1 protein-coding gene is annotated in these 577 nt (G+C 64.3%); it reads right to left on the bottom strand.

The window, feature by feature from the left end; all coding sequences use genetic code 11:
• A partial coding sequence (locus ENZ74_RS33785; RefSeq protein WP_206522413.1) for a dihydroxy-acid dehydratase occupies window positions 1–577 on the bottom strand: 577 nt, incomplete at both ends.

Raw genomic sequence — 577 nt, forward strand, 5'->3', positions numbered from 1 at the left:
GCCTTGATCTCATTGGACAGGATCGCCTTGACGCTCGAATCCTGGCTTTCGAACACGCGGGCCGGGCCGGTGAATTTCAGGATCGATTCATCGACGCCCGCCGTCTTCACGATGCAGCCGTCGAGCGCCAGATTGCCCTTCAGCACGGCAAGGCCGCCATCCTTGGCAAAGGGATGTTCGGTCGAGCGGATAACGCCTTTCTCGCGGTCGAGATCGAGCTCGTCCCAGCGGCGCTCCTGGCTGAAGGCGACCTGTGTCGGCACGCCGCCAGGGGCGGCGAGGAAGAAATCGCGCACGCTCTGGCTGGTCGTGCGGGAAATGTCCCAATGGTCGAGCGCCTCGCCCAGGGTTGACGTATGCACCGTCGGCAGGTCGCGGTTGAGCAGGCCGGCATTGTCGAGCTGGCCGAGGATGGCCATGATGCCGCCGGCGCGGTGGACGTCTTCCATGTGGACGTCGGACTTGGCGGGCGCAACCTTGCACAGCACCGGCACCTTGCGCGACAGCGCGTCGATGTCGTCCTGATCGAAATCGATCTCGCCCTCATGCGCGGCAGCCAGGATATGCAACACGGTGT

Origin of the sequence: Mesorhizobium sp. M7A.F.Ca.CA.002.15.2.1 (assembly GCF_003998715.1) — a bacterium.
Lineage (GTDB): Bacteria > Pseudomonadota > Alphaproteobacteria > Rhizobiales > Rhizobiaceae > Mesorhizobium > Mesorhizobium ciceri.